This is a genomic window from Yersinia hibernica, from assembly GCF_004124235.1.
GTDB lineage: Bacteria > Pseudomonadota > Gammaproteobacteria > Enterobacterales > Enterobacteriaceae > Yersinia > Yersinia hibernica.
In genome coordinates, this window is the sequence record NZ_CP032487.1 from 65,051 (window position 1) to 90,438 (window position 25,388).

Below are 25,388 nucleotides of genomic sequence, written 5' to 3' on the forward strand. Positions count from 1 at the left end.
CCTAATCGAGTAAAAGGTAAGGATGTTGTGTTACCAGCCAATGCTCCAGTTCATCTGCGGGCATTGGCTTGGCGTAAAGAAACCCTTGTTTTTCATCAATGCCAATAGAGTCCAGGAATTCTTCCTCCTCTTTAGTTTCTACTCCCTCAGCAATCACCCGCATGTTAAGTGCCTCGGCGACAACAATAATGGCTCGCACCAAGGATTGTGAAATAGGATTAATATCAATATGGCGAACAAAACTTTGATCCAGTTTAATGGCATCAATGGGGATACGCGCTAACTGGGAAAGTGAAGAATAGCCCGTACCAAAATCATCTAAATGAACTTGAGCACCTAAGTGCCGTAGTTGCTTTATTATATTAATCGCGGCATCTTCATTATCAATTAAGCAACTCTCAGTTAATTCGACATCCACCAGACTTGAAGCCAGTTCACTGGCTTCAAGGGATTCAATAAAACTAGTGACGATAGCTTCATCAATCAATTGCCGAGCAGAAACATTTACTGCAATACGCAGATTAATGCCACGTTTTTTCCAATCCACGGCTTGTTGCATTGATGTTTGCAGTACCCATCTACCCAAAGGCCTGATAAGCCCAGATTCTTCTGCATATGAGATAAACTCTAGGGGGGCAATTAAACCTCGTTCCGGTGATAGCCATCTGACGAGGGCTTCGACACTGTGTACTTTTCCTGTTTTGGTGGATATTTTGGGTTGGTAAAAGACTTGTAATTGATACTGCTCTAGACCTTTACGTAAATTGGTATCGAGCCAAACATATTCTGATACTTTTTTATTCATCTGTTGCGAGAAGATGGAATAGGTTTGTTTTCCATGTTCTTTCGCTGTGTACATGGCTGTATCTGCACTACGTATAATATTTTCCAGTGTGTCACCATGTTCTGGACATAGCGCAAGACCAATTGAACAGCCGGTATATACCTCAATTAATCCAACTCTAAACGGCAATTTCATGCGGTTGAGAATTCGTTGTGTAGTGGTTTCAAGTAAATCCATGGTGGCGTTTTCGACGAGAATAATAAACTCATCTCCACCTAGCCGGGCAAGCATTTCGTTATCACTCAAACAACTTAAAATAGCGAGTGAGACATCTTTTAGTAATCGGTCACCAAACATATGACCATAATGGTCATTCACTTTTTTGAAGTTATCGAGATCGAGATAAATAACCCCCACAGAAGTCTCACCACGGGTTTGGATTGCACTGTTAATACGTTCATGAATTGCATGGCGGTTAGGTAAACCAGTAATCATATCGGTATTGGCTAAAATCCTAAGGCGCTCTTGGGCGCGTCGCTCCTTGGTAATATCTGTACCGGAACAGATAAGATAGCGCTCGTTTTTTCCACTGCCGCTACGAACGAATTTATTGCGGAATAAAAAGAGACGCTTCCCCTTGACGGTATTTACCCAACGCTCAACTTCATAAGATGCGCCGCGCTGAAAAAATCCCTCAATATTTTTCCGTGATGATGCCCCTTCCTTGGCTGTCATAAACAAGTCGTAGACATTTTTGCCAATAACATCCTGCTCTTTCTTGCCAGTATATTCTTCGCTAAGGTGGTTAAAACGTTGTACGCAGCCATCTTTATCAAGAATAACAATAACTGAGTTAGCTTCAGAAACGACTTGTTCTGCAAAAGAAAGGCCCATGACTAAATCACGAGCGACAGATTCCGTATCAGCATAGGCTGAGGCTGTGCCACCCCACTCTTTGTCATTAATTTTTCGGCCGACAAGGTGTAAATGAAGGGGATGACCGTAAATCTCAACTTCAATATCTAAACTGGCAGTAATACCGGTTAAGCCCCGAATTTTCCTTGTTTGAACAGAATTGAGGGGAAGTGCAATATTTGTTGTCTCTTTAATTGCAGACAACTCCAAAGCTTGGCTATCAAAAGCAAGCCGCCAAAAGGGGCTATTAGTACCAAAGTAGGTATTAAGGATCGACGTGTCTTGATTTTCGAACATATGCGATCCCCTAAAAGTGTATATGTATTTTTTACTTACCTTAGCCAGAAAATGAGCTGATCCTATTTCTAGCTTTCCCAGTCATGATAGTCATCCTGACTTCTGGAGCATGACTTTACAGCGAGTACCCAACCAATAAAGTATATGTGTAATTTATTCATACCAGATCGTAGATAGTCGCGATAATCATTTTAAATGCGCTATCTGCTCTCTGGCTGTGATAAAAGTTAAGCATGAAAAAAATAAAATGCACTATTTTTATATTGTTATGCTCATTTAGGTAAATTCCTAAAGTAGTAAAGAAAAGGTGGGAAACAGTTTACCGGGGCGTGTAGCGGGAGATATTTATCTATTAAGGGATTGTTATCTACCACTACAGTTAACTGTATATACATTATCCTAGCTGACTATATGTATGGCGTTATTCACAGTCTTTTGGGGCCTGATGTTGTGGTTAGTACTGCATAACGAGTGTGGAATAATATCGCCGTTAAAATTTGAGAAAAAGCGGTCAGAGAAACGTATTTGTTTCTAACCGAGGCAGATATTCATAAAGTGCGGTTTTGCAACAACGGTTCGTTCAGGAGGGGGGCTTTTCTACTGATTCATTTGGCATATGCCGAGTAATAAAACCCCGGATTGCTCCGGGGCCGGGTAAAACTTATGAATAAATATCATTACTCGATGTTTTGAATCTGTTCGCGCATCTGCTCGATAAGCACTTTCAACTCAATGGCAGAATTAGTGACCTCGGCATTGATAGATTTTGATGCCAGCGTATTCGACTCGCGGTTAAATTCCTGCATCATGAAATCAAGACGGCGACCAACGGCCTCTTTCTTCTTCAGAATATTGTGTGTTTCTTTGACGTGCGCTTCCAGGCGATCCAGCTCTTCAGCCACATCGACACGCTGCGCCATCAGCACCAATTCCTGCTCCAGACGAGTATTTTCCAACTGAACCTGTGCTTCTTCAAGCTTGCTCAGCAACCGCTCACGTTGCCACTGCAAGATGTTTGGCATATGCGCCCGGACTTTAACCACTTCTGCACTAACGCCGTCAAGTCGCTGTTCAATAAGGGCTTTCAGAGCAGCGCCCTCAGTTTCGCGCGAAATGATAAAGTCATCTAGCACAATATCCAGTGCCTGCATCAGCTCGGTACTGATAGCGTCCAAATCTTGTTCTTCAGCGGCCATTACTCCCGGCCAGCGCAAGATATCGACCGGATTGATTTCACCTTCGTCACTTTGCATTTTGACCCAGTTGCCAGCTTCAACTAACTGTTTTGCCAGTTTTTCATTAAGGATCAAAGAACTTTGTGTGCTGGTATCCAGTTCGAAACGCAAGTTACACTCAATCTTGCCACGCGTTAAACGGCCGCGAATACGTTCACGGATGACGGGCTCCAGACTGCGGAACTGTTCTGGTAAGCGAATATAAGTTTCTAAGTAACGTTGGTTAACGGAACGCAGCTCCCAGGCTGCGCTACCCCATTCACCCTTAATGTCACGCCGGGCGTAGGCGGTCATGCTGCGGATCATTGTTGCGTACCCGTTTTAAAGAAAAGATGCAGGGATTATAGCCTCCGAGGCGCAGGCAGGATAGGCTTTACATCACTAAGGCCGTATAATGCGCGACCAATATCGATTTAAAGCCGGAGAAAGCCCATGCGTCCAGCAGACCGAGCAGCACAACAAGTCCGCCCATTGACCCTGACCCGTAATTACACGAAACACGCTGAAGGTTCCGTGTTGGTTGAGTTTGGCGATACCAAAGTATTGTGCACCGCCACGGTTGAAGAGGGTGTTCCGCGTTTTTTAAAAGGCCAAGGCCAGGGCTGGATAACCGCTGAATATGGCATGTTGCCGCGTTCTACCCACAGCCGTAATGCGCGCGAAGCTGCAAAAGGTAAACAAGGTGGCCGCACTTTAGAAATTCAACGCCTGATTGCTCGCTCTTTACGTGCCGCGGTGGATTTGAAGAAGCTGGGTGAATTCACCATCACTTTAGACTGCGATGTCTTGCAGGCTGATGGTGGCACCCGTACTGCCTCAATCAGTGGCGCTTGTGTGGCATTGGCTGATGCACTGAACAAATTGGTGGCCAGCGGCAAATTGAAGGCGAACCCAATGAAAGGGCTGGTGGCCGCGGTTTCTGTTGGTATCGTTAAAGGTGAAGCCCTTTGCGACCTGGAATATGTAGAAGATTCTGCGGCAGAAACGGATATGAATGTGGTTATGATGGAAGATGGTCGGATGATTGAGGTGCAAGGCACCGCTGAAGGTGAGCCGTTCAGCCATGAAGAGTTACTGGCGTTGTTGGATTTGGCCCGGGGAGGGATAGAAACTATCTTCCAGGCGCAGAAGGCGGCGTTAGAACAATAATTGATTTAGGCGACTTGCTAGTCGCCTTTTTTTTGCCCGCTTATCAAGGAGTCATACCGGTATAGCGGTAGTGAATCAGGTTTGTGGTGGAACAAATTAATAAACCCAGTGATTAACGAAAGCGATCACAATCTGGAAAGGAGAAGTACCAATGAAAGCCTATCAGCGCGAGTTTATCGAGTTTGCGCTTAACAAGCAGGTGTTGAAGTTCGGCGAATTTACCCTAAAGTCAGGGCGGATTAGCCCCTATTTCTTTAATGCAGGGTTGTTTAATACCGGGCTTGATCTGGCAAAACTCGGGCGCTTTTATGCTGCGGCATTGATGGATTGTGGCGTGGAGTTTGATCTCTTGTTCGGGCCTGCTTATAAAGGCATCCCGATTGCGACCACCACTGCTGTTGCATTGGCAGAACATCATGCGCGCGATGTGCCTTACTGCTTTAACCGCAAAGAAGCGAAAGACCACGGCGAGGGCGGTAGTTTGGTCGGAAGCCCATTACAGGGCCGAGTCATGCTAGTGGATGATGTTATAACGGCTGGCACTGCAATTCGTGAATCAATGGAAATTATCAATGCACAGGGCGCGACTCTGGCTGGCGTGATGATTTCATTAGATCGCCAAGAACGTGGCCGTGGTGAGATTTCTGCGATTCAGGAAGTTGAGCGCGATTATCACTGCCAAGTGATTTCTATTGTGACCCTGCAAGATGTTATCAGTTATCTGGCAGAGAAACCTGAAATGGCTGACCATTTAGCTGCGGTACGCCAGTATCGTGAACAATACGGTGTTTAGTATTTTCTAAATCAAGAATACAAAAAAGGGCCTTATGGCCCTTTTTATATAGCTATTACAATGAGTTGTGGCTTACTGCAATTGAGCCACAATCAGTGGCCAGCGGGCATCAAACTCTTGTGTTGGTCGGTAACGGAATTCTGAACGAACAAAGCGTGAGAGCATCCCTTCACAAAATGCCAGTAACTGTGTTGCTAGCAGGGCTTCATCATGGATAAAACCTTGCCCATCACGCAGTTTTTTCTCGCGTAGAACCTGGCGCAGCTGCACTTCGATTCGTTCAAATAACTGGTTAATCCGCCCTTGCAAGCGGTCTTGTTCGAACATCAATGCATGCCCAGTCATGATGCGAGTTAGCCCTGGATTGCGTTCTGCAAACCCTAATACCAGCAGCAGGATCAGCCGGAGGCGATTAAACGTCTCTTTTTCATCCTGCAGAATTAAATTAATGCGGGACATCAGACTGTCTTCAATAAACTCGATCAGGCTATCAAACATCCGCGTTTTGCTGGGGAAATGCCGATAAAGCGCGGCTTCCGAAACCCCCACATTTGCGGCGAGTTTGGCGGTAGTAATGCGTTGGCTGCCATCGCTGGATTCCAGCATTTGCGCTAAAGCCTGCAAAATTTCCTCGCGCCTATTCCTTTTCGTATTTTCTTTTTCTGCCATGTCCGAGTAGACCCTTGCTAAAAATGACTTAATAACAGAAACCCAAATACCGGCCACACTGAGGTTAGGCCCCGGCGGCTTATGTGATAGCTTTTTTACGGTATCGAGGTCTAGGGTAGGTTATTGGCGCCCAGAATGACCAAAACCACCGGTACCACGTTCACTAAGATCAAAATCTTCAACCAGATTGAATTCTGCTTGTACAACAGGAACAAACACCATTTGTGCAATACGTTCGCCTGGCTCGATAGTGAAAGGTTGTTGACCACGGTTCCAAACTGAGACCATCAACTGACCTTGATAATCAGAGTCAATCAGCCCGACCAGATTACCTAATACTACCCCATGCTTATGCCCAAGCCCTGATCGCGGCAAAATAACCGCAGCCAGTGCGCTATCGCCGATATGTATCGCCAAGCCCGTAGGTAACAAGGTTGTTTGCCCTGGCTGTAAATCCACGGCGTCACTTAGACAGGCGCGTAAATCCAGGCCAGCAGAGCCTTCTGTTGCATAAGTTGGTAAGGGAAATTCATTGCCAACACGTGGGTCCAGAATTTTAATGTCGATTTTTTTCATCATAACGGCTGACAATCTCGTCTATTAAATACTGACTGAGGAGTTGCTTATCACAAAGCGGTAAACGTTTCTCGCCAGTCGGCCAAAAAAGGTGCAAAGCATTAGTATCACTATTAAAACCATGCTCTGCGAGCGATACATCATTAGCGCAAATAAGGTCCAGATTCTTCCGCGCCAGTTTTTGTCGCGCGTATTCTTCCACATTCTGGGTTTCGGCAGCAAATCCAACAACAAATGGACGCTTTTTAACCATTGCAGCAACCCCGGCGACAATATCCGGGTTTTTCACCAACTTAAGGGTAATTTCATCGCCCTGTTTTTTTATTTTCTCGTCAGAAACTTGCTCGGCGCGGTAATCCGCTACTGCTGCGCAAGAAATAAAAATATTCTGCTGGGCGGCTAAGTTTTGAACTGTCTGTTGCATCTCAAGCGCGCTGACAACATCAATACGATTCACTCCTGTGGGGGTTGGGAGCGCTACTGGCCCGGCCACCAGAGTCACTTTTGCCCCTCTGGTGGCAGCGGCTTGAGCAATAGCGAAGCCCATCTTGCCCGAACTTTGATTACTGATAAAGCGCACTGGATCAAGTGCCTCACGCGTCGGCCCCGCAGTAATCATGACACTCAAATGTTGCAGGTCTTGTTGTGCAGAGAAATGATCCTGTGCCAGTGCGACAATTTCCAGTGGGTCTAGCATTCTGCCTGGGCCTACATCACCACAGGCCTGACTACCACTGTCTGGCCCCCACAATAACATTCCACGATTGGCAAGTGTCTGTAGGTTTGCTTGAGTGGCTGCGGCCCGGTACATCTGCTGATTCATGGCGGGGACGGCTGCAACAGGTGCTGCGGTTGCCAGACAAACCGTGGTCAGTAAGTCATTTGCCATACCTGCAGCCACTCTGGCCAGTAAATCTGCGGTTGCTGGGGCCATAATGACTAAATCAGCCCATTTACCCAGCTCAATATGTCCCATCGCCGCTTCGGCAGCTGGATCGAGTAAATCATCAGAGACGGGATAACCCGAGACTGCCTGCAACGTCAGCGGCGTAATGAATGCTTTGGCGGCGTTGGTCATCACCACGCGTACCTCTGCGCCCCTGTCACGCAAGCGGCGTACCAGCTCAGGAGATTTATACGCGGCAATGCCCCCGCTAATCCCGAGCACAATATGTTTGCCGGAAAGTCCCGTCATCATGATTGTCCAAATGAAAGCCGTAAGAGGCGATATTTTAGCATAATCGCGGGCTAGATTTGCTATCGGGACATCTCTCGATGCCATCAATCATCAAATTTGCGAGGCGCTACGCATGCTGTTAACCGTGGTGTCGCAGCCCACAAAACCTTCTGCCATGCTGCTCGGGCTGTCTAGGGATAAACAGGAGCCAGGGAATGGATGAATGGTATGGGGCTATGGCCCCAAGAGAAAAATTATTGAAATACGGCGCTGCTGTGCTGACGGATACTGAGCTGCTCGCTATTTTTCTACGTACGGGTATCTCGGGCATGCATGTAATGAGAATGGCTGAATACCTGATAGATGAGTTCGGTTCACTTCATGGGCTTGTCTCTGCCGATTATCAGGCGTTATGTGCCAAAAAGGGGATTGGTGTTTCGAAATTTAGCCAGATTCAGGCTATCTCAGAACTCGCGTGCCGTTGTTTTTCATCTCATCTGATGCGGGAAAGTGTCCTGCTTAATGCCGATATCACCCAAAAATTTCTACAAAATATTCTTTCTCAGCGTGAACGAGAGATTTTTTTAGTGATGTTTTTAGATAACCAGCATCGTGTTATTCGCCATGAGGAGATGTTTACTGGTACCATCAGCAGCGTTGAGGTCTATCCGAGGGAAATTGTGCGTGAAGCGCTGAAGGTTAATGCCGCCGCGCTGATTCTGGCGCATAATCACCCGTCGGGTAAGGCTGAACCGAGCCAAGCCGACCGTTTGATGACTACGCAGGTGATAAAAGCCTGTTCATTATTGGATATTCGGGTGCTCGATCATTTGGTGGTTGGACGGGGTGAATGTGTCTCATTTGCCGAACGCGGATGGCTTTAGCGAAATAATAATTGATCCTTTCGGGATCTTTAGCTGTTCGGGACTTGAGCACTTACGCTTCAGAGCGTATACTACGCCACCTTTGAGAATCTTGGGTTTGGCGTGAAGAGCCTATCTCAGCAGGTTTATAACCTGGTGACAGGGGTTTCTGACCTGATGACAGTGAGTCTTCTCAGTGAATTTGCTGAGATGGGCTCTAAAGCCTGACGAGGCGGCCAAATCCTATACGAAGCTCGAGCTGATTTGATTTTTGGAGAATAGACATGTCCCGAGTCTGCCAAGTTACTGGCAAGCGCCCGGTGAGCGGTAACAACCGTTCCCACGCAATGAACGCGACCAAACGCCGTTTTCTGCCGAACCTTCACTCTCACCGTTTTTGGGTTGAGGGCGAGAAGCGCTTTGTAACTCTGCGTGTATCTGCTAAAGGTATGCGTGTTATTGATAAGAAGGGTATCGAAACGGTCTTGGCCGAAATTCGTGCCCGCGGTGAGAAGTATTAAGGAACTGAATCATGGCTAAAGGTGTTCGCGAGAAGATCAAGCTGGTTTCTTCTGCTGGTACTGGTCACTTCTATACCACTACGAAGAACAAGCGTACTAAGCCGGAAAAATTGGAATTGAAGAAATTCGATCCAGTTGTCCGTCAACACGTGATCTACAAAGAAGCTAAAATTAAGTAATTTTAATTTTGGTGGATTAAGAAAACCCGGCCTCGGCCGGGTTTTTTATTATATAAAGCCCAGTGAGATACGTTTAGGGAGGTTGCATGCCTGAATTACCAGAAGTTGAAACCAGCCGACGTGGGATTGAACCTTATCTTGTCGGCCAGACAATCCTTTATGCCGTGGTGAGGAATGCCCGTTTGCGCTGGCCAGTATCCGATGAAATCCTCGCGCTTAGTGATCAGCCGGTGTTAAGTGTTCAGCGCCGGGCTAAATACCTATTGATAGAACTGAAAACCGGCTGGATTATCGTGCATCTTGGGATGTCGGGTAGCCTACGTATTTTGTCTGAAGAAACTGCAGCGGAAAAACATGATCACGTCGATTTGGTGATCAGTAATGGCAAAATACTGCGCTATACCGACCCACGCCGCTTTGGTGCCTGGTTGTGGGCGAAAGATCTTGAAACCAGTAGCGTACTTGCACATTTAGGGCCTGAGCCACTGAGTGATGAGTTTACTCCTGAATATCTGTTTGATAAGTCACGTAATAAACGCACTGTCATTAAACAGTGGCTGATGGATAACAAAGTAGTGGTTGGGGTTGGCAATATTTACGCCAGCGAATCTTTGTTCGTTGCGGGGATTTTACCTGACCGTGCCGCGGGTTCACTAACTCAAGTTGAAACTGCACTGCTGGTGGGCACGATAAAAGCGGTGTTATTGCATTCTATTGAGCAGGGTGGTACGACGTTACGCGATTTTTTACAGTCGGATGGTAAGCCGGGTTATTTTGCACAGGAATTGCAGGTATATGGGCGGGCGGGGGAGTTATGCCGTCGCTGTGGGAATGTGATTGAAATTGCTAAACATGGGCAGCGCAGCACGTTTTTTTGCCGCCATTGTCAGCATTAATTTTATACCTGACGTTGTTGAAGTTGCAGGGGATTTTATCCGCAACTCCAATGACTTGGGGGATATGTGTAAATAAAGAATCACGCCAACTTAGCCATCAACGCCGCGGTTACGGGGGCAGGAAGGAATGGCGTGATATCACCACCATGGCGCGCTACCTCCTTCACCAATGAAGAAGAGATAAACGACCATTTTTCTGATGGCATCAGAAAGACACTTTCCAGTTTTGGCATTAGATGGCGGTTCATATTCGCCAATTGCCATTCATATTCAAAATCTGAAACTGATCGTAAACCCCGCACCAAAATATTCGCATTGTGCTTTTTGGCAAATTCCGCCATAAGCTCACTGAATCCTAATACTTCAACATTTTTCAGTGGCGCAGTGACTTGCTTTGCTAATGCTACCCGCTCGGCCAGTGTAAACATCGGTTTCTTGCTGGAACTATCCGCAATAGCCAGAATGACATGGCTAAACATTTCGGAGGCCCGGGTGACTAAGTCCAAATGCCCATTGGTAATAGGATCAAATGTCCCCGGATAGATGGCTTTAGTGGTCATGAATTCTCACTTTTCCGATATTGATGACTCAATGCCCACAGAGCGGCATATTTATTGAAGGTATATTGTGCATTAACTATCGCCAGCAATAGCCCTTGTTTACCATCGAGGAAACCGGCGCGTAATAGCCATGTTTTACAGAATGCCCCGAGAGTATGGCTGAGAATCGAGAAATAACGGCAACTTTTACCTTGTTGATGGCGCTGATTTGCCCAAGCTTGAGCATAATTGAGCTGTTTTCGCTGAAAGGCAAAAAAGTCACGACAGGTTAGATGCAGTAAGTCACCGGACAGCGCAATAACTTTAGCACCGCCGCTATCAAGTGATTCATGAACTAAATCATCGTTGTAACGGTATAGATTACGTGGATATAGGCGGGCCACTCTATCGGGATACCAGCCGCTATGGCGCATAAAACGGCCTAAAAACAGATTTCGCCGCGCGCAGCTATAAACGGCACCCTCTTCTGGGGCCAATAACACGGCTTCAATCGCGGTTTTAAGCTCTGGGGTGACTCGCTCATCAGCATCCAGCATCAAAATATAATCACCCGTGGCATATTGCTGGGCTAATTGCCGCTGTTTACCATAACCAGGCCATTCTGTGTTGCTGTAAACTTTTGCACCATACTGCTCGGCCAAAGCCACGGTTTCATCTTCACTGCCTGAATCCAATACTACGATTTCATCAGCCCAGTTAATAGATGCCAAGCAATCCGCCAGCAGTGCGGCTTCATTTTTGACAATCATCACCATTGACAGGCGTTTTGCGGCACTCATTTAGTGGCTCCGTTGCGGTAGATAAGGCTCCAGCAAGTGCAATAACCGTTGCAATGCGCCCTGATTTTCATGCAATACATCCACTGCATGGCGGCCATAATAGAGGCGGCAATCTTCATCAGTCAGCAGCATGGTGATTTCTTTCACCAGTGACGAGGTATCGGTGACGGTAATCAACCCCTCCGCTTGTTCCAGCTTGGCACAAATATCTTTGAAGTTAAATGTGTGTGGCCCCATCAATACGGGGATAGCATGAGCTGCCGCCTCGAGTGGGTTATGACCGCCGCGCTCAACCAAGCTGCCGCCCACAAAGGCTAAATCGGCAATGCCGTACAGCAGCATCAATTCGCCCATGGTATCGCCAATCACCACCTGGGTGCTGGCTGAAGGAACTTCGCCTTTGCTGCGCAATGTGTAACTCAGCCCTGCTTTTTGTGTTAATTCAATCGCTTTCGGGAAACGTTCTGGATGCCGAGGCACCAGAATCAGCAGCAGCGTTGGGGAATGTTGTAATAATTGGCGATGGGCTTCCAGTAAGAGCGTTTCTTCGCCGTCATGAGTGCTGGTCGCTATCCAGACTGGCCGATGCGGTGCCCACTGACGACGTAATGTCACGGCTCTGGCGGCTAATTCAGGTGTTACAGAAATATCAAATTTCAAGCTGCCAGTTACCGTCAGCTGTGAACGTCTGAGGCCTAATTCAATGAAACGGTCGCCATCTTCTTGATTTTGCGCGGCAATCAGTGTGATTCGTTGCAGCATATTGCGAATAAAACTACCGATTTTTTTATAGCCAGCGGCAGAGCGGGCCGAAAGGCGCGCATTGGCGATGACTAAAGGAATTTTGCGCCGATGCAGTGCATTGATTAGGTTTGGCCATAGTTCAGTTTCCATGATAATGACCAGCTTGGGATTAACTTGATCAAGAAAACGGTTCACTGAGCCGGGGAGGTCATAGGGCAGATACACATGGTGAACATCTTTGCCAAAAGCAGATTGCACCCGCTCAGAACCGGTGGGGGTCATGGTGGTCACGGTAATGGGCAGTGACGGGTAGCGGTGGCGTAATGCTCTCACTAATGGAATAGCGGCCAGTGTTTCACCGACTGAAACTGAATGCAGCATGATACCGCCAGCAACAACTTTACCGGCACAAAAACCATAGCGTTCCCCCCAGCGCTTGCGATAAGCGGGGGCTTTACGGCTACGCAACAGCAACCGTAGCCAAATCAGAGGTTGAATAAGGTAGAGTAATACCTGGTATAAACGCAGTAACATTCTATCAATTTCATTTATATGGATTATTAAGAATAATACCATATTTGAGCAAGAAAGGCTCTTTTCCACTGGGGGGCTGATAACCCGAGCAAGCTCAGGTTATTCATAAAAAAGAATATAAATTTTCAACAAATGGCAGGGATATAAATGATTTCCCGAATTTAATAGTGAGAATGATTTTCATTACTTATAAATAGTAAATCATGCAGCTGTTGATATCATAAACTGATTCAATAATGATATTTTTAGCTGCTAACATTTTGTTATTTAGCCGTTTATCGCATACCCATCTCATTTCAGTTTTATGGCTAATGTATTGAATAATTAATTAGATACTCAGAGAAACCAATAGGCGGTTATTAGCGAAAGTAAATTAGTGGGTGCTCTTAATAACTTGAATAATATATTAGCAATGCTTAACTATCAGCATATGGAAAACCATCGACTCTAATAATTATCAAAGTCGATGGTTATTACACAGTGAATGCTAATGCGCGAATTTTTAAGTCAACATTAGGTTAAGAATAATAACGACTTATGAGATCAGCGTTTCTAGCTTTGCCATAATGGCTTCAGCCGTGATGGTGTCCATACTTTTTTGTTCAGAAATCACCGCAATCTGATTTTTTCCATAGCCACCAATCAAACCAGGGTCGGTTGGGCCGAACAGGGTAATATTCGGGCGATCCAAGGCGGCGGTCAGATGACTGAGGCCCGTATCCACGGAAACCACCGCTTTTGCACCGGCCAGAACCTCGGCAACTTGCTGAAGAGTCAGTTTAGGCAAGACCTCAACATTAGGAGCATGCTCCGCTAACCGCAACGCCCGCTGATACTCATGTTCTGCGCCCCAGGGTAATTTTATTTTTAACCCGCTGGGGGCAACCAGTTCAATCAGCTGCAACCAATGGCTTTCAGGCCAGTGTTTACTGTCGCGGGTGGTTGCATGCAGGAATACCAGATACTGGCCGGCATCTGCGGGTAACTCACTTAAAAAGCGTGGCGCGATAGCATAATCACCGATACTTTCTGGTTTGTCATAACCGAGACTTTTGGCGAACAGTTGCCGGGTGCGCTCGACAGCATGTTGTTTGGTATCAATCTCATGGCGGCAGCTATAAAACCAACTGGCAAAAGGTTCACGGGCACTTTTGCAATCCGGGCCATGTTTCATCCCTTTCGCAATCCGGGTAATGAGCGCGGCACTTTTAATCAGCCCCTGAGCATCGATCACCACATCATAACTGCGTTGCTGTACCACGCGCTTAAAATCACAGCGCTCTTGGCGGGTATCACTGCCAAACCAATTTTTGCGCCAACGGCGAATAGCCACCGGGATAACTTTATCTACCGCAGGGTGCCACCCCGGAATTTGGCTGAAGCCCTCTTCTACTACCCAGTCAAAGCGAATCCCGGGAATCGCCTTCATGGCATCCGTCAGCGCAGGCAATGTATGTAAAACATCCCCCATTGATGAGGTTTTAACGATTAATACATGCATTAATCGGCCTCTTTCGCTGAGCAGGTTTGTGTGTTGAGTTGTTTCTCAAGGGCTGCCATCACTTGTTCAGGTTGAATATCAATCAAACTTTGATGATAACCCTGAGCGCTGTCGCCTTTACGCACTTTGTGGTAGCCAGTGATCAGGCGAATAACTGTGGCTTTATCAGACAGCGGTGGGGTGAAATCCGGGCTGCTAGGGCCATATAAGGCGACTAAGGGTTTATTTAATGCCGCGGCCACATGCATCAAACCTGAGTCATTGCTGACCACGGCGTTACAAGCGGCAATCATAACTACGGCTTGATCCAGCGAGGTTTGGCCTGCGAAGTTGAGGCAATATTCACGAGCACTTTCAGCGAGCGCTTGGCGAATTTCTTCACCAGCTTCATTATCTTTGGCTGAGCCCAATAAGATCACCTGATAGCCAGCATCAATCAGTTTCTGTGCTAATGAAGCATAGTGGTAATGCGGCCACCGTTTGGCTGGGCCAAATTCGGCACCTGGGCAGAAACCAATAATTGGCCGGTTATCTGTCAGGTTAAATGATGCTGTAATCTCGGCAATTTCTTCATCCTGAACCTGCAATTGTGGCCATAGCAAAGGCTGGGGTAAATCTTCGGCTGAGTGGATGTGCTCTTTATCGTAGGCCAGCGCCACATAGCGCTGAACCATCATCGGGAAGGCTTGTTTATCCAGAATGCGCAGGTCGTTGAGCAAGAAATAGCGCATTTCGCCACGCCAGCCAATACGCTGTTTAATCCCTGAAAAATAAGGTATTAGGGCAGATTTAAATGAGTTTGGTAGCACATAGGCGCGGTCATATCCGGTTTCCCGCAGGGCCAGACCTAAACGGCGGCGTTCCTCAAAAGCAAAAACGCCATGGCCTAATGGCATCGGAACCGCGTGACGCACCTCTGGCATTCTGGCCAAAAGCGGACGGCACCACGCAGGTGCCATCACATCAATTTCTGCTGCCGGATATTTGGCCTTCAGGGTGCGGTAAAGACTTTGCGACATCATCATATCGCCAACCCAAGAAGGGCCAATGACCAGTATTTTCATACCGTTTATCAATTCCTTGCAGCAAGTGATTTAGACTGAGCGGTTGAGCCAGGCCAGGTATTCTTTGACGCCTTCGGCGACGGTTTTGAACGGCTTGTCATAACCGGCAGCACGCAAATTGGTCAGGTCAGCTTGCGTGTATGCCTGATAGCGGCCTTTCAATTTTTCTGGGAATTCAATGTACTCCACCGGCCCGCTGTGGTGGAAATCCACTACTGCATCGGCCACTGCCTGGAAGGATTCCGCGCGACCCGTGCCGCAGTTGAAAATGCCGGAGACTCCGTTTTGCCAGAACCACAGGTTAACGTCGGCAACATCACCGACATAGATGAAATCGCGTTTGAAGTTTTCGCTACCGGAGAACAGTTTAGGGTTTTCACCCGCATTTATCTGATTATTCAGATGGAAAGCCACACTCGCCATGCTGCCTTTATGGCCTTCACGCGGGCCATAAACGTTGAAATAGCGGAACCCACAAATCTGTGAGTCGGCTTGCGGCAGGATCTCGCGCACATATTGGTCAAACAAGAATTTGGAGTAACCATAAACGTTAAGTGGTTGTTCGTATTGACGATCTTCAATGAAATTATCAGTACGCCCGCCATAGGTGGCCGCCGATGAGGCATACAAGAACGGGATGCCGCGATCCAGACAGAAGTGCAGGATATCTTTAGAATACTGATAGTTGTTATCCATCATGTACTTGCCATCCCACTCAGTGGTGGAAGAACAGGCACCTTCATGGAAAATTGCGTCGATATCACCCATATCATCACCGGCAACAATGCTGGCAACAAAATCTTCTTTATCCATGTAATCAGCGATATCCAGATCAACCAGATTGACGAATTTAGTGCCGTCTTTCAGGTTATCTACAACCAGAATATCTTTATAGCCTATATCATTCAGTGCCTTAACGATGTTGCTGCCAATAAAACCGGCGCCGCCAGTGACGATAATCATCAGGTTCACCCTTGCTAATCTTCTCGGTCGGGCACAATGCCCTACACCCTATTTGCCCTTATCATAACATTTCATAGGATAGCGCACAGCCGGAAGGGGGCTAATCTCTCGGTTTCTATGCGGCTTTAGGATTGTTCACCGTGATATGTGCTGCAATTTTTATAATATAAGACAAGGTTTCTCGTCAGTTCATCCGTCAGGCAGTAAAATGTAGTGTGAAATTGCCAATTCTGGAGATAACTGAATGTCCCTGCCTTTTGCTAGAAACCCCTTTTATCAGCAATTAGAACAACAACTCACAACGACCCGTGCTGAAGGGCTGTATAAAAATGAGCGCATAATCACTTCCGCTCAGCAAGCCGATATTGCGGTGGCGGATGGTCGTCACGTGATTAATTTCTGTGCTAACAACTACTTGGGCCTGGCAAATCACCCAAGGCTGATCGCTGCGGCTAAAAAAGGTATGGAGACGCACGGCTTTGGTATGGCCTCGGTTCGTTTTATCTGCGGCACCCAAGATACTCATAAGGTGCTGGAACAGCAGCTGGCCAATTTCCTGGGTATGGAAGATGCCATTCTTTACTCATCTTGCTTTGATGCTAACGGCGGTTTATTTGAAACCTTGCTGGGGCCAGAAGATGCCATTATTTCCGATGCACTGAATCATGCCTCTATCATTGATGGAGTGCGGTTATGTAAAGCGAAGCGCTACCGCTATGCCAACAATGATATGAGCGAATTGAAAGCCCAGTTAGAACAGGCTAAAGCAGAGGGCGCGCGCCATATTATGATTGCGACCGACGGCGTGTTCTCAATGGACGGCGTGATTGCCAACCTGAAAGGGGTTTGTGACCTTGCTGATGAGTATCAGGCACTGGTGATGGTCGATGATTCTCATGCTATCGGTTTTGTCGGTGAAAATGGTCGTGGGACTCATGAATACTGCGAAGTAATGGATCGCGTTGATATTATCACCGGCACCTTAGGTAAAGCACTGGGTGGGGCATCAGGCGGCTATACCGCTGGACGCAAAGAAGTGGTTGAGTGGTTGCGCCAGCGCTCGCGCCCCTATTTGTTCTCAAACTCATTGGCTCCAGCAATTGTTGCCGCCTCAATTGAAGTGTTATCGCTATTAGAGGACGGCGCTGAATTACGCGAGCGCTTATGGTCGAATGCCCGTTTATTCCGCGAGAAAATGAGTGCCGCCGGTTTCACCTTAGCCGGTGCCGATCACGCCATTATCCCGGTGATGCTGGGGGATGCAACACTGGCACAAGAATTTGCCAATGCGTTGTTAAAAGAGGGGATTTACGTGACGGGGTTCTTCTATCCGGTGGTGCCGAAAGGCCAGGCGCGAATCCGCACCCAGATGTCAGCAGATCACACGCCAGAGCAGGTTGAGCGGGCTGTTGCAGCTTTCATCCGTATTGGCAAGCAGCTTAACGTTATTGCGTAAGGAATGTTCATGAAAGCACTATCCAAACTGAAAGCAGAAGAAGGCATTTGGATGACCGAGGTGCCGCAGCCGGAGCTGGGTCACAATGACATCATGATCAAAATTCGCAAAACGGCTATTTGCGGCACTGATGTGCATATTTATAACTGGGATGAATGGTCACAAAAAACAATTCCTGTTCCCATGGTCGTCGGCCATGAGTATGTCGGTGAAGTGGTGGCTATCGGCCAGGAAGTTAAAGGCTTTAATATCGGTGACCGGGTGTCTGGTGAGGGCCATATCACCTGTGGGCATTGCCGTAATTGTCGTGGTGGCCGTACCCATCTTTGCCGCAATACGGTGGGGGTCGGTGTAAACCGGCCGGGTTCTTTTGCCGAGTATCTGGTGATTCCTGCTTTTAATGCATTCAAAATCCCCGACAATATTTCTGATGAGCTAGCAGCTATTTTCGACCCGTTTGGCAATGCCGTGCATACCGCATTATCCTTTGATTTAGTTGGAGAAGATGTATTGGTCTCCGGTGCAGGCCCCATCGGCATTATGGCGGCTGCGGTTTGCAAACATGTTGGTGCTCGCCATGTTGTTATCACCGATGTGAATGAATATCGACTGGATTTGGCGCGTAAAATGGGGGTGACCCGGGCAGTCAATGTCAGTAAAGAAAATCTGAATGATGTGATGGCTGATCTGGGTATGACTGAAGGATTTGATGTGGGGCTGGAAATGTCCGGCGCGCCGCCAGCTTTCCGTACATTACTCAACTCAATGAATCACGGTGGCCGTATTGCGATGCTGGGGATACCGCCATCTGATATGTCCATCGACTGGAATCAGGTGATATTTAAGGGGCTGTTTATAAAAGGGATTTATGGCCGCGAGATGTTTGAAACCTGGTACAAAATGGCGGCATTGATTCAATCTGGCTTGGATTTAACCCCGATAATTACTCATCGTTTCTCTATTGATGAGTTCCAGCAAGGGTTTGATGCCATGCGCTCGGGTAAGTCGGGCAAGGTGGTTTTAAGCTGGGACTAACGTACTGTCAAGCTTGAAATTACACAATCGAAAGCGGGGCTGTCAGGTGATGACCGCCCCGATTTTATTGAACAAATTACCGATTTCCAGCTTTATCGACTGTCGGCTGCTCAACCGGTGTCATGGGGAGTGCGGGTGGAAAATATTGTTGCCAATGCCGTTGAACAAATATCACGGCCGGACTTTGCATCAGGCTTTCACCCAAGATAATAAACATCTTGTCGGCGTAGATTTTCTCTGCAACATAATGGTTTTTGGCTTTGCATTGCTTAATCACTTTCAGACGCCCGTCTTTCGCCGAGTCACGTGGTTTTGACTGACCCGGTACGGCCGTGCCACTGCCGCCATTATTGTGTACCGGTTCATTGAGCAACGAACTGGGTTTAACCAATACAATATCGGCAGGTAATTGAGGCAACATTTGTTGCAGCACTTTAATGGTCGCCGGATGCGGATGCCCAATAGCAATGGCCGAGCCATTACGGCGCGCCAGCTCTACTGCGCGATTAAATTGCTGGCGGATGGCGGCTTCATTTTGTGAGTCATCCAAAAAGACTTTGCGCTTAATGACTTTAACGCCAGTGCCTTCGGCCGCTTTACTGGCCTGGCTGTTGCCAATCGTGACGCTATCAAGAAAATAGAGTTGATAGTGTGCCAGCTCCTGCATCACTTTCTGCATCCCGGGCAAGCTGGAGGTCATCGCGCTCCCCATATGATTATTCATGCCGGTGGCGTAAGGGACGTTATTGACCGCCTGACGAATAATGCGCTGGATCTCTTCGCTACTCATTGATGGTTGTAATGTATCGCGCTCCAATGGTTGTTTGCTCAGCGGCGCCATCGGCAAATGAATCAGAATTTCACGCCCTTGATTATGCGCTTTGACGGCCATTTCTTTGGCGTAGGGAGCATTCGGCAAGATGGCCACGGAAATGGGCAGTGGCATCTGTAACACTTTGTTTTCGTTCTGAGGACGATATCCAAAGTCATCAATAACAATGGAAAGTTTGCCCGCCTGTGCGGCGTTGGCGATGAGTAGGGTGCTTACTATGGTAAACCGACGTGTATTGAAATAGCGCAATAGGTGTTCCCTAATGTTGTTCTTTATCTTCCTAACCAAGGTTGTGGGTTAACAGCTTGCCCCTGACGGCGGATTTCGAAATAGAGTGAGGGTTCGCCCTGACCGCCGCTGGTGCCCACCAGAGCAATCGGCTGGCCTGCTTTCACCTGAGCACCGACATTAACCAGCGCACTCTGGTTGTAACCATATAAACTCATGTCCCCTTTGCCGTGCTCGACGACCACCACCAGGCCGTAGCCCTGTAGCCAGTCCGCCAGTAGCACCCGGCCATCCGCAATGGCTTTGACTTCGCTACCCTCTGGGGCGGAAATAACCATACCTTTCCAGCGGAGTTCACCTTGTAAAGCTTCGCCGAAGCGATGGGTTACATTACCCCGCACCGGCCAAACAGCTTGAGCACCCGGCCGCCCCAGGCCACCGGTTCGCGCCATTAATGAGCGCTCACTTTCACTTGGTTTATAGCTCGAACCCGTTTTCTTGGCTTGTTGTTCTTTGACTTTCACTTGTTCGCGTACCCGAGCGGCTTCTTTAGCTTCCCGCTCGGCGCGTGCTTTGGCTTCGCGTTCGGCTTTGGCGATTTGATCACGTAACCGTGATTCGTTCAGTTTTAGCTCCGCCAGACCTTGCTGATCTTTCTCCAGCGAGGCCTCCAACGACGTTAGGGTTTTCTTACGTGCTGTACGCGCTTGCTCAAGCTTTTGTTGCTGAGTTTGTTGCTCATCCAATAACACTTTTTGCTGGTTTTTCTTTTGCTCCAGCACTTTCTTCTCAGCAGACAGATTGGTGCGAGTTTGTTCCAATGCTTCGATAGATTTCTGGCGGGCTTCATTGAGATAACTGAAATAGGCCAAAATGCGCTCACTGCGCTGGCTCTCTTCGCCACTTAAAATAAGCTGTAAACCACTGTGCTGGCCTTGCTTAAAGGCGGCATCAAGTTGTTTTGACAGGATATCTTGTTGCTGGGATTGCTTACTTTGTAGCTTGCCAATCGAGGCGGTGAGGTTGGCGATTTCTTTGTCCAGTTCAGTCAGGGTACTTTGGGTTTCACGCAGGCTACGACTGGCCTGAGCAATAGTGTTTTCCTGTTGTTTCAACTGATCAAGCAACGAACTACGTTGCTGTTTTTGTTGCTGGACACTTTTTTCTTTCTCAGCGATATCTTGCTGAATAGTTTTCAACTGGGTTTTGTTGTCGGCCGTTTTTGCAGCCGCGGGGGCATCAGCAGCATGGCTGGATAATGGCAACAGCAATACGCCAGCGCAAAAAACGCTGGCGTACAGTGCTGACCACGGGCGACGCACCAACTTATGCGGCAATACTGAGGAGCTCAGGATATTGCCGTTGATGGAAGCTTCCGTAACCATTGATATCGCAAATGACGCCTTTTCCTTCATAACGAAGGATTATTCCACGATGAACAGCGGCTTACCAGTCATCTCTTGCGGGATTTCCATTTCTAACAGTGACAGCATGGTGGGCGCAATATCAGAAAGCTTGCCGCCCTCGACGGCTTTAACCGCTTTATTGCCGACATAAATCAGCGGAACAGGCAGGCTGGTATGGGCGGTGTGTGCCTGACCGGTTGCCGGGTCGCGCATCTGCTCAGCATTGCCGTGGTCGGCGGTGACAAGCAATTGGCCATCAACCGCTTTCACGGCCGCGACCACTTGCTCAATGCAATTATCCAGTGTTTCTACTGCTTTCACCGCGGCATCGTAATCGCCCGTGTGGCCGACCATATCGCCATTCGGATAGTTACAAATGATCACATCATATTTGCCGCTTTTGATTGCCGCGACCAGTTTTTCGGTCAGTTCTGCTGAGCTCATTTCAGGTTGCAGGTCATAAGTTGCCACTTTCGGTGAGTTAATCAGAATGCGATCTTCACCTTTGAATGGCTCTTCAACCCCGCCGTTATAGAAGAAAGTCACATGAGCATATTTTTCAGTTTCAGAAATACGCAACTGCGTTTTGTCGTGTTTCATCAGCCATTCACCGAAGGTATTCTCCAGTGATGCTGGTGGATAAGCGCAGGCCACTTTAATATCCGCAGCGTATTCGGTTAACATCACGAAATCGCCGAAGTTAACCACCTTATCGCGCTTGAAGCCGTCAAAGTCGGCATTTACAAAGGTGCGCGTGATTTGGCGAGCGCGGTCAGCTCGGAAATTCATGAAGATTAATGCATCACCATCATTCATGGCTGCATCGGCTTCATCTGTTGCTTTAATGACTGTGGGTTTAACGAATTCATCATTTTCATCACGGGCATAAGCTGCTTGCAGGCCGGCCACCGCGTTATCAACGGTGAATTGGCCTTTGGCTTGGGTCAGCAAGTCGTAGGCCAGTTGTACACGATCCCAGCGGTTATCACGATCCATGGCATAGTAGCGGCCAATGATTGAGGCGATGCGCCCTTTGCCCAGTTCAGCAAATTTTTCAGTGAATCGTTTCAGTGAAGATTCAGCACTACGCGGCGGCGTGTCACGTCCATCAAGGAACGCGTGCAGATAGATTGCCGTTGCGCCGCGTTTGGCTGCCAACTCAATCATTGCCAGAATGTGGTCTTCATGGCTATGGACACCACCGGCGGATAACAGACCCATGATATGGACGGCTTTACCTGCTTTAACCGCTTTATCAATGGCGGCGGTCAGGGTTGGGTTCGTGAAAAAGTCACCATCTTTGATTTCTTTGTCGAGGCGGGTTAAATCTTGATAAACAATCCGTCCGGCCCCTAAATTAACGTGGCCCACTTCAGAGTTACCCATTTGCCCATCTGGCAGACCGACATCCAGACCTGAAGCGGCAATCAAGGTATGAGGCTGTTGCTGCCATAACCGGTCCATAACCGGTGTTTTGGCATTCAGAATGGCATTATCTTGCTGTTCTTCACGGTGACCATAGCCATCCAGAATTGTCAGAACCAGCGGTTTTTTAGTGCTCGACATTGCATAACCTCTTTCTTATTAGAAAGGCGGTAATTTACTACAAAACCGGTTAAAAATAGCCCAAAGAGATCAACATTGGGGCGGGGTTTTGCGTAAAACTCCTCAAAGAGGTAAAAGACTTCCCGAGATTGCTCGCAGTTTCTGCAATAGCACTTGCATATTGGCTGTATTTGCTGCAACGCGCAGGTATACTCTGTGACCTTGAATATTATCCCCTAACTAACGGGAGTTTTTACCCCCATGTTGCAAGAAATTATGCAATTCATTAGCCAGCACCCGGTGTTGAGCTTGGCTTGGGTGGCGTTGTTCGTCGCCGTAATTTTCACCAGCTTTAAAACGACGCTGTCAAAGGTCAAAGAGATTACTCGTGGTGAAGCGACACGTCTGATTAATAAGGAAGATGCGGTGGTGGTTGATATCCGCACACGTGATGATTACCGCAAGGGCCATATCGCCAGCTCTATTAATTTGCTGCCAAGTGACATTAAAAACGGCAGTCTGACCGAGTTGGAAAAGCACAAAGCACAGCCTATTATTGTAGTTTGTGCTACAGGGACAACTTCTCGTGCTTCCGCTGAGTTGTTAAATAAAGCCGGTTTTGAGCGGGTGTTTACCCTGAAAGAGGGGATCGCCGGCTGGAGTGGTGAAAATCTACCACTGGCGCGCGGTAAGTAAGAACTATATTCGCTATATCAATAGATTGTAACTTTAACTGAGGTGTCCCTATGGCGAAAATTGAGATTTATACCAAAGCAACATGCCCATTCTGTCATCGTGCTAAGGCGTTGCTGAATAGCAAAGGTGCTGCTTTCCATGAAATCGCAATTGATAATGACCCGGCCAAACGTGAAGAGATGATTGCTCGCAGCGGGCGGACGACGGTGCCTCAGGTATTTATTGATGGGCAGCATATCGGCGGCTGTGATGATTTACACGCCCTGGATGCGCGCGGTGGGCTTGACCCGCTGCTTTAACTCGTCAGTGGGCCCCATTAATCTAATGGAAAGAGCCCATGGCGGCAGTGCTGTTTAATAAGGACGTCTAACTTTAGGGTATCTATACACATGTCAGAACAAAACAACACCGAGATGGCTTTCCAGATCCAACGTATCTACACCAAAGATATCTCCTTCGAAGCCCCAAATGCTCCGCAGGTTTTCCAGCAGGATTGGCAGCCAGAAGTTAAACTTGATCTTGATACTGCTTCCAGTCAGCTGGCTGAAGATGTGTATGAAGTAGTACTGCGAGTGACTGTAACGGCCTCTTTGGGTGAAGAAACTGCATTCCTGTGTGAAGTCCAGCAGGGGGGTATTTTCTCCATCGCGGGTATCGACGGCACCCAACTGGCGCATTGCTTAGGTGCATACTGCCCGAACATTTTGTTCCCGTATGCGCGTGAATGCATCACCAGCTTGGTTTCTCGCGGTACTTTCCCGCAGCTGAATCTGGCACCGGTTAACTTTGATGCCCTGTTCATGAACTATCTGCAACAGCAGGCTGAAGGCGAAGGTGCTGAACAACGTCAGGATGCCTGATGAACACCACCCATGCTTCAATGACTGTCATCGGTGCCGGATCTTACGGCACCGCATTAGCTATCACGCTGGCGCGTAATGGCCACCAAGTCGTGTTATGGGGCCATGATCCTAAGCACATTCAAACCCTGCAACAAGACCGTTGTAACCAAGCTTTTCTGCCCGATGTCCCTTTCCCTGACACACTGTTGCTGGAAACTGACCTAGCGCGTGCGCTGGCAGCCAGCCGTGATGTGTTGGTAGTGGTGCCCAGCCATGTCTTCGGGGCGGTATTGAATCAGCTCAAACCATACTTACGCCCAGATGCGCGAATTGTCTGGGCCACCAAAGGGCTTGAGGCTGAGACTGGCCGATTACTGGCGGATGTGGCGCGGGAAGTGCTGGGCGAGAGTATCCCGCTGGCGGTGATTTCCGGCCCAACTTTTGCCAAAGAGCTGGCCGCCGGTTTACCGACTGCAATTGCATTGGCTTCGACCGATGGGCAATTTAGCGAGGATCTGCAGCAATTATTGCATTGCGGTAAAAGTTTCCGCGTCTACAGCAATCCAGATTTTATCGGAGTGCAGCTCGGTGGCGCGGTTAAAAACGTGATTGCGATTGGTGCTGGGATGTCCGATGGCATTGGTTTTGGTGCCAATGCGCGTACTGCATTGATAACCCGTGGTTTAGCCGAAATGACGCGGTTGGGCTCGGCCCTCGGCGCTGACCCCTCCACCTTTATGGGCATGGCAGGGTTAGGTGATTTGGTGCTAACCTGCACAGATAACCAATCCCGCAATCGGCGGTTTGGCATCATGCTTGGGCAGGGGCTAGGTGTACAAGAAGCACAGGATAAAATTGGTCAAGTGGTTGAAGGTTATCGCAATACCAAGGAAGTTCTGGCGCTCGCGCAGCGCTATGGTGTCGAAATGCCAATAACTGAACAAATTTATCAGGTGCTGTACAGCCATAAAAATGCGCGTGAAGCGGCGCTGACCTTATTGGGTCGGACCAAAAAAGATGAGAAAAGCGGCATTTAGGTTGTTCAGCTGAAATAAAATAATAAAAATATATCCGCAATCCTTAGTATTAAGGAATCAGGATATGAGCCGCTTCGGTCGTTCCCGAGGCGGCTTGCTTATGGGCAGGAGT

General features: G+C 48.0%; 26 protein-coding genes. 12 read left to right on the forward strand and 14 right to left on the reverse strand.

Features of this window, described 5'->3' with window-relative positions; all coding sequences use genetic code 11:
* Position 1: 1 nt before the first annotated feature.
* Positions 2–1,996, reverse strand: a complete 1,995-nt coding sequence (pdeR, locus tag D5F51_RS00285) for a cyclic di-GMP phosphodiesterase (protein WP_087768424.1) — start codon at positions 1,994–1,996, stop codon at positions 2–4.
* A 677-nt stretch (positions 1,997–2,673) separates the two neighbouring features.
* Positions 2,674–3,537: a YicC/YloC family endoribonuclease gene (locus tag D5F51_RS00290; protein WP_129195304.1), complete on the reverse strand. Its 864-nt coding sequence runs from the start codon at positions 3,535–3,537 to the stop codon at positions 2,674–2,676.
* A 126-nt stretch (positions 3,538–3,663) separates the two neighbouring features.
* Here D5F51_RS00290 and rph point away from each other — a divergent pair, with 126 nt between their 5' ends.
* The gene (gene rph, locus D5F51_RS00295; protein ID WP_025380020.1) at positions 3,664–4,380 is read left to right on the forward strand and encodes a ribonuclease PH; all 717 of its coding nucleotides are present in this window, start codon (positions 3,664–3,666) and stop codon (positions 4,378–4,380) included.
* Positions 4,381–4,531: 151 nt separating this feature from the next.
* A complete protein-coding gene (gene pyrE, locus D5F51_RS00300; protein ID WP_025380019.1) occupies positions 4,532–5,173 on the forward strand; it encodes an orotate phosphoribosyltransferase in 642 nt (213 codons plus the stop codon).
* A gap of 72 nt (positions 5,174–5,245) precedes the next feature.
* On the opposite strand, the gene slmA is transcribed toward pyrE, so the two are convergent.
* From slmA to coaBC, 3 genes are all read right to left on the reverse strand, one after another.
* Positions 5,246–5,842 carry a nucleoid occlusion factor SlmA gene (gene slmA, locus D5F51_RS00305; RefSeq protein ID WP_004714376.1) on the reverse strand — a complete coding sequence of 199 codons (597 nt, stop codon included), beginning with the start codon at positions 5,840–5,842 and terminating at the stop codon, positions 5,246–5,248.
* A 120-nt stretch (positions 5,843–5,962) separates the two neighbouring features.
* Positions 5,963–6,421: a dUTP diphosphatase gene (gene dut, locus D5F51_RS00310; protein WP_025380018.1), complete on the reverse strand. Its 459-nt coding sequence runs from the start codon at positions 6,419–6,421 to the stop codon at positions 5,963–5,965.
* On the reverse strand, positions 6,399–7,616 hold the full coding sequence (coaBC, locus tag D5F51_RS00315) for a bifunctional phosphopantothenoylcysteine decarboxylase/phosphopantothenate--cysteine ligase CoaBC (RefSeq protein WP_162301655.1): 1,218 nt from the start codon (positions 7,614–7,616) through the stop codon (positions 6,399–6,401). The genes dut and coaBC overlap by 23 nt, the downstream gene beginning before the upstream one ends.
* 194 nt (positions 7,617–7,810) lie before the next feature.
* Between coaBC and radC the strand changes: the two genes are divergently transcribed.
* The 4 genes from radC (at position 7,811) to mutM (ending at position 10,054) form a co-directional block, all read left to right on the forward strand.
* Positions 7,811–8,479 carry a RadC family protein gene (radC, locus tag D5F51_RS00320; RefSeq protein WP_129195305.1) on the forward strand — a complete coding sequence of 223 codons (669 nt, stop codon included), beginning with the start codon at positions 7,811–7,813 and terminating at the stop codon, positions 8,477–8,479.
* 263 nt (positions 8,480–8,742) lie between these two features.
* The gene (gene rpmB, locus D5F51_RS00330) at positions 8,743–8,979 is read left to right on the forward strand and encodes a 50S ribosomal protein L28 (protein WP_005164747.1); all 237 of its coding nucleotides are present in this window, start codon (positions 8,743–8,745) and stop codon (positions 8,977–8,979) included.
* Positions 8,980–8,990: 11 nt separating this feature from the next.
* Positions 8,991–9,158, forward strand: a complete 168-nt coding sequence (rpmG, locus tag D5F51_RS00335; RefSeq protein ID WP_004392084.1) for a 50S ribosomal protein L33 — start codon at positions 8,991–8,993, stop codon at positions 9,156–9,158.
* Between the two features lie 86 nt (positions 9,159–9,244).
* The gene (mutM, locus tag D5F51_RS00340) at positions 9,245–10,054 is read left to right on the forward strand and encodes a bifunctional DNA-formamidopyrimidine glycosylase/DNA-(apurinic or apyrimidinic site) lyase (RefSeq protein WP_025380015.1); all 810 of its coding nucleotides are present in this window, start codon (positions 9,245–9,247) and stop codon (positions 10,052–10,054) included.
* A gap of 80 nt (positions 10,055–10,134) precedes the next feature.
* Here mutM and coaD read toward each other — a convergent pair whose 3' ends face one another.
* The 6 genes from coaD to rfaD all read right to left on the reverse strand — a co-directional run bounded on the left by coaD (position 10,135) and on the right by rfaD (position 16,199).
* Positions 10,135–10,614 carry a pantetheine-phosphate adenylyltransferase gene (gene coaD, locus D5F51_RS00345; protein ID WP_025380014.1) on the reverse strand — a complete coding sequence of 160 codons (480 nt, stop codon included), beginning with the start codon at positions 10,612–10,614 and terminating at the stop codon, positions 10,135–10,137.
* A complete protein-coding gene (locus tag D5F51_RS00350) occupies positions 10,611–11,393 on the reverse strand; it encodes a glycosyltransferase family 2 protein (RefSeq protein WP_129195306.1) in 783 nt (260 codons plus the stop codon). The genes coaD and D5F51_RS00350 overlap by 4 nt, the downstream gene beginning before the upstream one ends.
* Complete coding sequence (gene waaA / locus D5F51_RS00355; protein ID WP_129195307.1) at positions 11,394–12,671, reverse strand: lipid IV(A) 3-deoxy-D-manno-octulosonic acid transferase; 1,278 nt, start codon at positions 12,669–12,671, stop codon at positions 11,394–11,396.
* A 535-nt stretch (positions 12,672–13,206) separates the two neighbouring features.
* Entirely contained in the window at positions 13,207–14,172 is a 966-nt protein-coding gene (gene rfaC / locus D5F51_RS00360) for a lipopolysaccharide heptosyltransferase RfaC (protein WP_025380010.1), read from the reverse strand.
* The gene (rfaF, locus tag D5F51_RS00365) at positions 14,172–15,236 is read right to left on the reverse strand and encodes an ADP-heptose--LPS heptosyltransferase RfaF (protein ID WP_129195308.1); all 1,065 of its coding nucleotides are present in this window, start codon (positions 15,234–15,236) and stop codon (positions 14,172–14,174) included. Before rfaF ends, rfaC begins: the two co-directional genes overlap by 1 nt.
* Before the next feature lie 30 nt (positions 15,237–15,266).
* Complete coding sequence (rfaD, locus tag D5F51_RS00370; protein WP_025380008.1) at positions 15,267–16,199, reverse strand: ADP-glyceromanno-heptose 6-epimerase; 933 nt, start codon at positions 16,197–16,199, stop codon at positions 15,267–15,269.
* Positions 16,200–16,443: 244 nt separating this feature from the next.
* Here rfaD and kbl point away from each other — a divergent pair, with 244 nt between their 5' ends.
* Together kbl and tdh are read left to right on the forward strand one after the other, a co-directional pair.
* Positions 16,444–17,655, forward strand: a complete 1,212-nt coding sequence (kbl, locus tag D5F51_RS00375; RefSeq protein ID WP_129195309.1) for a glycine C-acetyltransferase — start codon at positions 16,444–16,446, stop codon at positions 17,653–17,655.
* A gap of 9 nt (positions 17,656–17,664) precedes the next feature.
* Positions 17,665–18,690: an L-threonine 3-dehydrogenase gene (tdh, locus tag D5F51_RS00380; protein WP_129195310.1), complete on the forward strand. Its 1,026-nt coding sequence runs from the start codon at positions 17,665–17,667 to the stop codon at positions 18,688–18,690.
* A 76-nt stretch (positions 18,691–18,766) separates the two neighbouring features.
* On the opposite strand, the gene D5F51_RS00385 is transcribed toward tdh, so the two are convergent.
* Genes D5F51_RS00385 through gpmM form a run of 3 tightly spaced genes read right to left on the reverse strand, consistent with a single transcriptional unit; the run spans position 18,767 to position 22,722 of the window.
* The gene (locus D5F51_RS00385) at positions 18,767–19,771 is read right to left on the reverse strand and encodes a divergent polysaccharide deacetylase family protein (RefSeq protein WP_129195311.1); all 1,005 of its coding nucleotides are present in this window, start codon (positions 19,769–19,771) and stop codon (positions 18,767–18,769) included.
* A gap of 23 nt (positions 19,772–19,794) precedes the next feature.
* Positions 19,795–21,135, reverse strand: a complete 1,341-nt coding sequence (gene envC / locus D5F51_RS00390) for a murein hydrolase activator EnvC (protein ID WP_391592424.1) — start codon at positions 21,133–21,135, stop codon at positions 19,795–19,797.
* 39 nt (positions 21,136–21,174) lie between these two features.
* Positions 21,175–22,722 carry a 2,3-bisphosphoglycerate-independent phosphoglycerate mutase gene (gene gpmM / locus D5F51_RS00395; RefSeq protein ID WP_129195312.1) on the reverse strand — a complete coding sequence of 516 codons (1,548 nt, stop codon included), beginning with the start codon at positions 22,720–22,722 and terminating at the stop codon, positions 21,175–21,177.
* Positions 22,723–22,962: 240 nt separating this feature from the next.
* On the opposite strand from gpmM, the gene D5F51_RS00400 reads away from it, so the two are divergent.
* From D5F51_RS00400 to gpsA, 4 genes are all read left to right on the forward strand, one after another.
* Positions 22,963–23,397 carry a rhodanese-like domain-containing protein gene (locus tag D5F51_RS00400; protein ID WP_025380002.1) on the forward strand — a complete coding sequence of 145 codons (435 nt, stop codon included), beginning with the start codon at positions 22,963–22,965 and terminating at the stop codon, positions 23,395–23,397.
* Between the two features lie 50 nt (positions 23,398–23,447).
* On the forward strand, positions 23,448–23,696 hold the full coding sequence (gene grxC, locus D5F51_RS00405; RefSeq protein WP_005164717.1) for a glutaredoxin 3: 249 nt from the start codon (positions 23,448–23,450) through the stop codon (positions 23,694–23,696).
* Positions 23,697–23,786: 90 nt separating this feature from the next.
* Positions 23,787–24,257, forward strand: coding sequence for a protein-export chaperone SecB (gene secB / locus D5F51_RS00410; protein ID WP_005164715.1), 471 nt, complete (start codon positions 23,787–23,789; stop codon positions 24,255–24,257).
* Positions 24,257–25,276, forward strand: coding sequence for an NAD(P)H-dependent glycerol-3-phosphate dehydrogenase (gene gpsA, locus D5F51_RS00415; protein ID WP_025380001.1), 1,020 nt, complete (start codon positions 24,257–24,259; stop codon positions 25,274–25,276). Before secB ends, gpsA begins: the two co-directional genes overlap by 1 nt.
* Positions 25,277–25,388 lie beyond the last annotated feature (112 nt).